Genomic DNA, 9013 nt, shown 5'->3' with positions numbered 1-9013 from the left:
CTAGAAACACTGCCGCTGAAACCCTCCTGGCATGTAGCTCCTTCGTCCTACGCTTCAGCCTCTATGACCCCCACCCAACCTTTCGCGCAGGTGCGGAACGAACCTAGGCGTAACGCGGGTATAAGCTTCGTAGGCAGCGCCAAACTGCTTGTGCATTTCCCGCTCTTCGGAAACCGCCAAACGCCCGTACATCACCAGCAACACCGGGAACATTGCCAGCGTCAGCAGCGTCGGCCACTGAAGGAGAAAGCCCAGAAGAATCAGCACAAATGCCACGTACTGCGGATGTCTGATCCAGCCATAGGGCCCGACCGTTGCAAGTGAACGGCGGCGTTGCGCGTGATATAGCACGTTCCAGGCGGCAGAAAGCAAATAGAAGCCGAAACCCAGGAATAGGTAACTGGCAATGTGCAAAACACTGAAGTGTGGGTTGCCCTGGTCACCGAGCAACGTCGACCACAGATGGCCGGATTCGTGGGAAAGCAGATCGAGGTTGGGGAACCTGGCCTGCAACCAGCCTGACAACAGATAGATCGTCAGGGGGAAGCCATACATTTCCACAAACAGGGCAACGATGAAGGCCGAGAATGCACCGAAGCTCCTCCAGTCTCTCGCCGTTGCCGGCTTGAAGAAACTGAAGGCAAACATGATGAAGATCGCGGAGTTGATGAAAACCAGCGACCAGAGGCCATACGCGCTTTCACCATGATTCATGATGGATCTCCCGGCTTATGGATATCAGCCTTATCGGAGGGGGCCGGTTTGCTCTGGCCCTGGTGATGGTGTCCCCCATGTCCTCGATGCATGAAGACATGCATCAGCGGACAGGCGAGCAACAACAGATAAGGCAGGGCTCCAACGACATGGGCAAGGTGCTCGGTGAGCAGGAAGTAGACGGCGATCCCACCGATTACCACCAGGCCGATTGCATAGCGTGAACGCCAGAAACTGTGTGGTGAGCCGTTTTCATCGAAGTGAGGGTTCATAGCGACTCCTGGGAAAGGAGATGGGTTACTTCGATGCAGCAGATGGCATGCGGTCCATCATCATCTGCATCATCGACTCCATCATGTCCATGCGCTTTTCCATCATCTGGTGGCGGGCGGCCATATCCCCGCCCATGCCGCCATGCATGCCCCCCATTTCAGGCATGCCACCCTCCATGGACTTCATCATGGCCATGCCATTTTTCATCAGCGCCATATGCTCGGCCATCAACGCCTGACGGGCTTCCGGCGTTTTGGCTGCAGCCATCTTTTCGTGCATGGCTTGCATGGCCTTCATTTGCTGGTCCATCGCCGCCATTTGCCCTTTGTCCATTGGCTGAGAAGGCGTCTTCTCGGTAGCCGCCGCGCTTGGCGCATCGGCCGGGTGATGTGTCGAGTGTTCATCGGTGTTTTGCGCCATGGCGCCCACGGACGCTGCGGCCAAACAAAGTCCGATCAGTAAATTTCGAACGTTGTTCATCATCATCTCCTTAGCACTGTTTTAAAGCCGGATGCCTTGGTCTGGGCGCTAGGCCTCACCTGGCACGACAAGCAAATTACTGCGCCGGCGTGAATGCTCATTTTTCGCGTCGTGCTCGGGTTGTACACCGACGGGCTATTATTGGGCACTCGGCGGCTCGAAGCTGATCCCGTTTGGCCCGGCGCCAACCTTATGGGTAGCAACGACCTTTCGGCTGCTCGTATCGATGACAGATACGGTGCCCGCTTCAATATTGCTGACAAACACATAAGCGCCGTCGCTGCTGATGGCCACACCATGGGCACCCTTGCCGGTGGTCACGGTGCCCAGGCTGCTACGCGTCTGGAGATCTACGATGGAGACTCGGTCGTCCGGATTCTGGCCACTGCCCTGATTCGCGACATAGACCTGGCGACCGTCAACGGTGGCCATCATCTGGATTGGCGTGCGGCCGACATCAACCTTGCTGATCACCTTGCGTCTGGCCGTGTCGATGATGCCAAGCTGATTTGTCGCACTGAGCGAGACGAATGCCAGGCGACCGTCAGGGGCAAAGCCGACCTGGACAGGGCCTTTGCCCACGGGAATCTGCGCGGTTTCTTTGAGTGTGACGACATCGATAAGCGATACGCTGTCGCTCTTCATGTTCGCGATATAGAGTGTCCGGCCATCAGGGCTCAAGCGCAGCCCATGGGGATAACGCCCAGTTGGAATACCGGGCAACTCGATTCGCTGCTCAAGGTCAAATACTCGCACCTGGTTGGCAGCGGAATCGGTCACAAAAGCTCGCAGCCCGGTGACGTCGGTGACCACATGAGCCGGGTGATCGCCTGCCGGGAAGCTGAACGGTGGCCTGTCCAGCGCGCTGGTACTGAACACCAGCAACTGCCCACCGGGCTTTTCACCGCTCGAATGCCCCGCATGTCCAGCCACTCCAACAACCAGAAGCAAGCTGCCGTCGGGCGAAACCTGTAGGTTGTGGGGTGCGATCGGCAAGGCGACCGTGCTCACATCACCTGTCGCAAGATTTACCTGGCTAATGGAAGCGGACCGTTCATTGGCCGTGTAGACGTTACCCGTAGGGTTTGCCATGACCAGCCCCAGAGGGATGAGCAGGGATATCCCCAAGGCCATAGAACTAAACCGCTTGGCAGTCATCATTGTGAATGAGCTCCAACGAGGGGCCGGGGTATGTGAGCCAGGCTGGCCTATACATTTACTCAAGATAAACACCAATCGCGAAGCATTTTCTTGATCAGCGTCAACGTCCACAGCTTGACTCGGCACTGGGTGATCGAAGGCCGTCCATTTCTTGGGGAGTATTGCTGGCTATCCCGACCCGGAGTCAGTCGACATCAGGCTGTATATGAAGAAACCGCGCCATGAAACATGGCACGGCGGCTTGCCATCTGAGCGGTAACGAGACTTAGCGACTGACTTTGGTTGGGTAACCAAGCGCCTGGACCAGTGCACCGACGCGTTCCGCCTCGATGTTGCTTTGGACACTCACTGTACCGGCAGCACGATCAACGATCACCTTCGCGTCGCCATCGGCAGCCTGGATGGCCTTGGTGATCTTGTTGACACAACTGCCACATCCCATACCGGAAACTTCCAAAACGAACATAGCGGGCCTCTCATGCTGGTACGGCTTTTCTCGCCGCATTTACAGCTTCAACCTTGACACGATGACAAGGTCAAGGCCCGGTCAAAGGATTTATCTTCGCCCTGAAATCTTGTCCAACTCCTCTGGCGGCGGCCCCTGCTGCATCACAATTGTCCCTTACGATCTTGGCAGAAGATGGCGGACGTCGCAGTTGCCCGATGTCCTCCATCAGGACCAGATTGGCGCCGAACTCGCGGACATACCCGCTAAGGCCAAAGCCCTAGACAGTCAGTCATATGGATCAGGCGTTGAAACGCTGATGGCGGAACTTCCTCTCATAGGTTGCGGTGTGCCCATTTCAGTCTGTGACTACGCGCTTCAGCCGCAGTGCGTTGAATACCACGGAAGCCGAACTTACGCTCATGGCCAATGCCGCAATCATCGGTGACAATAGATGGCCGGTAAGCGGGTAGAACAAACCTGCCGCCAGCGGTATGCCCATAGCGTTGTAGAAGAATGCGAAGCCCAAGTTTTGACGCATGTTCTTCACCGTGGCCACGGATAGTGTTCTGGCCCGCAGGATGCCCATCAGGTCGCCCTTGACCAGCGTCAACTGGGAGCTGTTCATGGCAACATCGGTGCCAGTTCCCATGGCGATCCCGACATCAGCCCGGGCCAGCGCAGGGGCATCGTTGATCCCATCTCCTGCCATGGCAACCCGGCGCTTATCGCCCTGCAGGAGCGCCACCAGTTGCTCCTTGTCCTCGGGTTTCACTTCTCCGTGGACTTCCTCGATGCCGAGTTGTTTCGCGACCGCACGTGCCGTAGTCAGGCCGTCGCCGGTGGCCATGATGACCTTCACATCTTCTGCCTGTAGCCGGGTTACCGCCTCCTTGGAGGTGGGTTTGACCGGATCGGACACCGCTAGCAGGCCAGCGAGCACGCCATCGACGGCCAAGTACATGATACTCATGCCTTCCAGACGCAGCTGCTCGGCGCGGTCTCGCAACGGACTGGTGTCGAGGCCAGCCTCTTCCATCAAGGTCGTGTTGCCAAGCTGCAGCCGTTTGCCGTTCACCTGGCCACGTACACCGATCCCAGAGCCCGACTCAAACGCCTCTGGCTTGGACAAGCTGTGTCCATGCGCTCGCGCATGATCGACAATCGCATGTGCCAGCGGATGCTCGCTGCCTTGGTCCAGGCTGGCGGCAAGGCGCAAGACTTCGGGTGGCATGAACTGCCCGGTACCGACCACGCTATGAAACACTGGCCGGCCCTCGGTGAGGGTCCCGGTCTTGTCGACGATCAGCGTGTCGATCTTGCAGAGGTTCTCGATAGCACTGGCGTCTCGGAAGAGCACGCCACTGCTGGCAGCCTTCCCGGTAGCGACCATGATCGACATGGGAGTGGCTAGGCCGAGCGCGCAGGGGCAGGCAATGATCAGGACCGCGACCGCATTGATCAGGCCGAAGACCCAGCCAGGCTCCGGTCCGAAAAGCCCCCAGCCGAAGAGCGTGACCAGCGCGACCAGAATCACCCCCATGACGAAATAGCCGGCCACGGTGTCCGCCATCCGCTGCATCGGGGCTTTCGAGCGCTGAGCCCGCGCGACCATCTGCACGATTTGCGAGAGCACTGTCTCGGCGCCGACCTTCTGCGCCGCCATCACAAGGCTGCCGTGGGTATTCAGCGTGGCACCGATGAGTGCATCCCCAGCTTTCTTCATCACTGGCACGGGCTCGCCTGTCAGCATGGATTCATCGATAGCACTTTCGCCTTCCAGGACCACCCCGTCGACCGGCACCTTCTCGCCAGGGCGAACGCGCAGGTGGTCGCCCGTATGCACGTGGGTGAGCGGAATATCTTCCTCCTGACCATCGGCCCCGATGCGACGGGCCGTCTTGGGGGCAAGACCCAGGAGCGACTTGATGGCGGCGGAGGTTTGTGAGCGCGCCTTGAGCTCGAGCATTTGGCCGAGCAACGTTAATGAGATGATGACTGCAGCCGCTTCGAAGTAGACACCGATGCGGCCATCCTGCATGAAAGTCGTCGGGAAAACCTGCGGGAACACTGTGGCCGCAACGCTGTATAGGTACGCCGCAGCCGTTCCCAAACCTATCAGGGTCCACATATTCGGGCTGCGATTACGAATCGATGCGACCCCACGCACGAAAAACGGCCAGCCAGCCCATAGTGTCACGGGAGTGGCCAGAATCAACTCCACCCAATTCTGTGTGGCACCATGCAGCAATTGGAGTTGGTGGGCAGTCATGGCCAACACGGTCACGATGACCGTCAGGGGCAAGGTCCACCAGAAGCGGCGGGAGAAGTCCTTGAGTTCCGGGTTCTCGTCTTCCTCAAGCTCCGGTATTACCGGCTCTAGGGCCATGCCACAGATTGGGCAACTGCCCGGCCCACGCTGGCGGATTTGGGGATGCATCGGGCAAGTGTATTCGGCGTCCGCCGCGTTGCTTGGCTGCGGGGCAGCCGAGTGGAGATGGCCCGCGTGTTCTTGGTCCTGGGGAGGGCTAAGATAATGCACAGGCGCTGCGCGGAATTTCGTCAGGCACTTTTCACTGCAGAAGCGGTATGTCCTTCCCTCGTATAGCTCGAAGTAGCGACTATCCGGTGGCACCGTCATACCGCATACCAAATCGCGCTGACTACCATCCGGTTGCTCATGCGGGTGCGAGTGGTCATGGTCATGGTCATGGTCATGCTGGCACGATTCGGTGTGCATGAAGTAGTTCCCTTTGTTGTCCGGTTTGGACGAGTTTTCACCCTTCTGGTGAGAATACCCGCCATGGTTGTGCCCGAAGAGTTGCGTCAGCGGACAGAGCAACAAAATTAAATAACTGTAGTGCCTGTGACAGGTGGCCATAGTGCACGAGCCACATAAAACAGGCCAAATATGGCCAGCATGATCAGTGCAATACCGCCTTTAGTCCGCCAAAAAGGTATTGCCAGATCTGTACCACGGCGATGGGCTCCGTCATGATCAACTCCCAAGCTGGGTGGGAAATATCGGCCGCTGCCGTATTGTCCAGCCTAGACAACATCTCCTTGAACAGCTGTGACGCCAATCAATGCTCCTGTAAGCGTGTCGATTATTGTTGTGGTGTAGCGTCATGGCATAGATCATTTCTGGAGGTTGCTGATCCTGCTGCTGCACCAGTGGTTGCCCTTCGACAATGCGCTGGCTGCCTTGTACCCCGGCGAGGGAGTGCCCAAGCCGCTGGAGGAGTACGACGCCGGCTCCCGGTGGGGAACGCCGTCCATGCTTTCCTGCCTGGACGGCCTATACTTGCTCGACCCCTTCTACCAGGCCTGTCAGGAAGGCCTGCCCAGTGGGCTGTAACGCCTGGAGGAGATCGCTTCTGACCAGTTCCGTCAAAGCGAGTACTTCCTCAGTTACTTCCACGCCAACGCATTGGAAGACGAGGTGCAGTTCGTTCTCCAGTTGCCGGCCAAGGTAGCCTTATGCGATCTAACAGCTCAAGCCCCAGACCTGATACATGCGGTGCGGTACAGCGCTGATCGGGTCACTCTTCGCTGTTCCCCTTCCAGCTTTGCCTTTGCCCACAGCAGACGTCGGAGATGAAACTGCTCGGCGGACTCACAAACCTGCTCCAGTGCTCTCGCACAAGGCTTTGATCTGGCCATCTTTGCTTGAATGGCTGACCCGTGGCAGGGCGTTGGCCGTGTTTTCTTCGTGCGTGTTGAGCCCAAGGCGAGCGCGATCCACCATCCACAGGCCGCTACTGCCGCGCGCCAATTCTATGCCGGCACTACTCGTCAAAAAATAGGTGAGTGCTTACCCGGCAGGCAATGGGCTACTATCGAGCCCTATATCTATCCGAAAGGGTTAGCTCCGTTGCCAGGGAATTGCATGCAGGCCATCGATATTGAAAACGCGATCGTTCTTCCTTGGGGGCTTGGCTCAAGATCGCCCCATGACCTGTTTTCTGTGTGCGCAGAAATCATTAACTGCCCTGGTGACATCGTTTTAGACGCTAGCAACCTCTCGTATATCGATCCGTTAGGGATGGCCACGCTGCGAGCGTTGTTTGAAAACCAGTTGGTCCAGAAGCGAGTTTCGATGCAGTTTTTGAGCAGAGACCTGACCTCCTACCTGGCCAGGATGGATTTTTTCAAGGACATTGATGTAGAGGGTGTAGATCTATCGGGGGTAGGACGTCGAAACGACCGAAGCACCTCGTTGGTGGAAATCACCAAAATCAGCGAACACCATCAAGCAGAGGCTGCAGCCTCTCGCCTCGCTAGAGCTATTACGGGAAGGTTGACTCAATCGGACCCGGATGCCCCAGTCGACGAGCACACGGGACGGAATGAGTTTGACTCCTACCGGGGCCCTCTGGAGTATTCGCTCAAGGAGCTATTGGAAAACTCGCTTACTCACGCCCGCAGAGAGGGACGTGGTGACGCCGCCGTTTGGCTGACCTGTCAGTTTTATCCAAAATTGAACCTTGTACGCATGGCCATCGTCGATAATGGGTGTGGGTTTCTCGCGACACTGAGGAATCACCCTGAGCTTCATGACCGCACGCATTTGCACGCGATCGAGGCGGCACTCAAACCGCGAGTGAGCTGCAACCGGGGTGCGATGGCCCAGATCCTGGGTAGCGAGAACCAAGGTATCGGGTTAACAACTACCGCAAAAATTGCAGACGCGGCGGGCGGTGGTTTGATCATCGTGAGCGGCAATGGCATACATGACACAAAGCGTCGGCAGTCTCAGGAGCTGCATGATGCGCTGTGGAATGGTGTATCGATCGCGTTTAGCTGTACCCGTGAGCTGCTGCCCACCATTTCGATCAGTGACTTGCTGCCGAAGGACGATGCAGGACAGGTTGACGACGATCTCGACCTAGATCTGAATTTCCGCTAGCTCTGGCTTTTTGATAGCTCGAGGGCTAGAGTCGATCATGCAAGGAGCGGTAAATGGGAGATTCAGCGTCAACTGAAACTCTCGGGCTGCAAAAAAGGATTATGCAATACAAGGGGTTACGACATGCAAACTCAAATTCGATTAAGTAGGGATAGTTCTATCCGAACGTACGGAATGCGAGCTTCAGCGATCCCCTACCGTACCGAAATCGAACGCTCGCTCAGCAGTGGTGAGAGCGTTGTCATAGATTTCGCTGGGAACGATGTCACTCAGTCCTTCGTCGACGAGTTGATCGGGGCGCTGATTCTGAAGGAGGGTCGCCAGGTGGTATCGCGCCTTGCCTTTGAAAACTGCACCAACGATGTCAAAGGAATCATTAAATTTGTGGTCCATGATCGAGTTCGACAGCTGCAAAAAATGCCCGCGTGACGGATCCGCATTGAATTTAAGGCCCTCAATATTGAGGGCCTTTTCATTGGTGCCAGGCAAAAGATAGCCGTCTTGAGTGGCCCCCATAGCTCGCCCTGAAAAGCGAATGTCAGGGGACACACCGCAGAAAAGCGTTCTGTAGCGGAGGAATACGTGGAAAACGGAGCTTAGGTTTCCTCATTGAGATGTGTAGAAATCCATCGCGACTCACCTATGCAAAGGCTGCGAAAAGCCTGAATCTACTGGGGTATCGTGGCGTGAGATATGTGCAAAAAAATGTGCACAGCATCTGCGGATTGGAGAGCTGGCTTGGCTCCTTAAGTAAAACCATCAAGCTGCAACGGACCTGCAACTCCTGCGGCTTGAAGCAAAGCGGGTAATACCACCCCTGCAGGCCCAACGAGCATTATCTCTTCCGCCCCGTCCATCCCCACGTCGTCAAGGTTCACATGGATCACGGTTGCCCCGGCCGCCAGAGCCATATCTGGAATACCGGCTGCCGGCATGACTACGCCAGATGTACCCACCGAAATCAGCAAGTTGAATCGCCCCTGGTTTCGTAGACACCTCCAAGCCTCATAATGAGGCCCAAATAGGAGGTG

The 9013-nt window shown here is 56.9% G+C and carries 8 protein-coding genes and 2 pseudogenes; 2 read left to right on the top strand and 8 right to left on the bottom strand.

Annotation, left to right across the window (positions count from 1 at the left end; all coding sequences use genetic code 11):
* Positions 1-54: 54 nt before the first annotated feature.
* The 6 genes from N7650_RS27655 to N7650_RS27630 form a co-directional block, all read right to left on the bottom strand.
* Complete coding sequence (locus N7650_RS27655) at positions 55-714, bottom strand: isoprenylcysteine carboxylmethyltransferase family protein (protein ID WP_011953093.1); 660 nt, start codon at positions 712-714, stop codon at positions 55-57.
* Positions 711-986 carry a DUF2933 domain-containing protein gene (locus tag N7650_RS27650; RefSeq protein WP_011953094.1) on the bottom strand — a complete coding sequence of 92 codons (276 nt, stop codon included), beginning with the start codon at positions 984-986 and terminating at the stop codon, positions 711-713. The genes N7650_RS27655 and N7650_RS27650 overlap by 4 nt, the downstream gene beginning before the upstream one ends.
* Positions 987-1011: 25 nt before the next feature.
* Positions 1012-1467, bottom strand: coding sequence for a hypothetical protein (locus N7650_RS27645; protein WP_011953095.1), 456 nt, complete (start codon positions 1465-1467; stop codon positions 1012-1014).
* Between the two features lie 138 nt (positions 1468-1605).
* The gene (locus N7650_RS27640) at positions 1606-2628 is read right to left on the bottom strand and encodes a cytochrome D1 domain-containing protein (protein ID WP_011953096.1); all 1023 of its coding nucleotides are present in this window, start codon (positions 2626-2628) and stop codon (positions 1606-1608) included.
* Positions 2629-2893: 265 nt separating this feature from the next.
* Positions 2894-3094: a heavy-metal-associated domain-containing protein gene (locus tag N7650_RS27635; RefSeq protein WP_004575963.1), complete on the bottom strand. Its 201-nt coding sequence runs from the start codon at positions 3092-3094 to the stop codon at positions 2894-2896.
* Positions 3095-3431: 337 nt separating this feature from the next.
* Entirely contained in the window at positions 3432-5954 is a 2523-nt protein-coding gene (locus tag N7650_RS27630) for a heavy metal translocating P-type ATPase (protein WP_135198622.1), read from the bottom strand.
* Between the two features lie 249 nt (positions 5955-6203).
* Here N7650_RS27630 and N7650_RS27620 point away from each other — a divergent pair.
* Positions 6204-6539, top strand: a pseudogene (locus N7650_RS27620) (helix-turn-helix transcriptional regulator); the annotation flags it as partial.
* 423 nt (positions 6540-6962) lie between these two features.
* The gene (locus N7650_RS27615; RefSeq protein WP_015268415.1) at positions 6963-7982 is read left to right on the top strand and encodes an ATP-binding protein; all 1020 of its coding nucleotides are present in this window, start codon (positions 6963-6965) and stop codon (positions 7980-7982) included.
* 183 nt (positions 7983-8165) lie between these two features.
* Here the strand turns inward: N7650_RS27615 and N7650_RS27610 are convergent, their stop codons facing one another.
* Positions 8166-8498, bottom strand: a complete 333-nt coding sequence (locus tag N7650_RS27610; protein WP_012269851.1) for a hypothetical protein — start codon at positions 8496-8498, stop codon at positions 8166-8168.
* 230 nt (positions 8499-8728) lie between these two features.
* A pseudogene (locus N7650_RS27605) lies at positions 8729-9013 on the bottom strand (NAD-dependent deacylase); the annotation flags it as partial.

It is taken from the genome of Pseudomonas sp. GD04058, assembly GCF_029836855.1.
In the GTDB taxonomy this organism is placed as follows: domain Bacteria; phylum Pseudomonadota; class Gammaproteobacteria; order Pseudomonadales; family Pseudomonadaceae; genus Aquipseudomonas; species Aquipseudomonas bharatica.
The sequence above is the reverse complement of the archived record's forward strand: the minus strand, read 5'-3'. Positions and strand labels throughout refer to the sequence as shown.

Bases quoted from the DNA above. Each gene is read 5' to 3' on its own strand.
- N7650_RS27630 (WP_135198622.1), bottom strand. From the start codon at position 5,954: ATGGCCACCTGTCACAGGCACTACAGTTATTTAATTTTGTTGCTCTGT.
- N7650_RS27615 (WP_015268415.1), top strand. From the start codon at position 6,963: ATGCAGGCCATCGATATTGAAAACGCGATCGTTCTTCCTTGGGGGCTT.
- N7650_RS27645 (WP_011953095.1), bottom strand. From the start codon at position 1,467: ATGAACAACGTTCGAAATTTACTGATCGGACTTTGTTTGGCCGCAGCG.
- N7650_RS27610 (WP_012269851.1), bottom strand. From the start codon at position 8,498: ATGGGGGCCACTCAAGACGGCTATCTTTTGCCTGGCACCAATGAAAAG.
- N7650_RS27635 (WP_004575963.1), bottom strand. From the start codon at position 3,094: ATGTTCGTTTTGGAAGTTTCCGGTATGGGATGTGGCAGTTGTGTCAAC.
- N7650_RS27640 (WP_011953096.1), bottom strand. From the start codon at position 2,628: ATGATGACTGCCAAGCGGTTTAGTTCTATGGCCTTGGGGATATCCCTG.
- N7650_RS27655 (WP_011953093.1), bottom strand. From the start codon at position 714: ATGAATCATGGTGAAAGCGCGTATGGCCTCTGGTCGCTGGTTTTCATC.
- N7650_RS27650 (WP_011953094.1), bottom strand. From the start codon at position 986: ATGAACCCTCACTTCGATGAAAACGGCTCACCACACAGTTTCTGGCGT.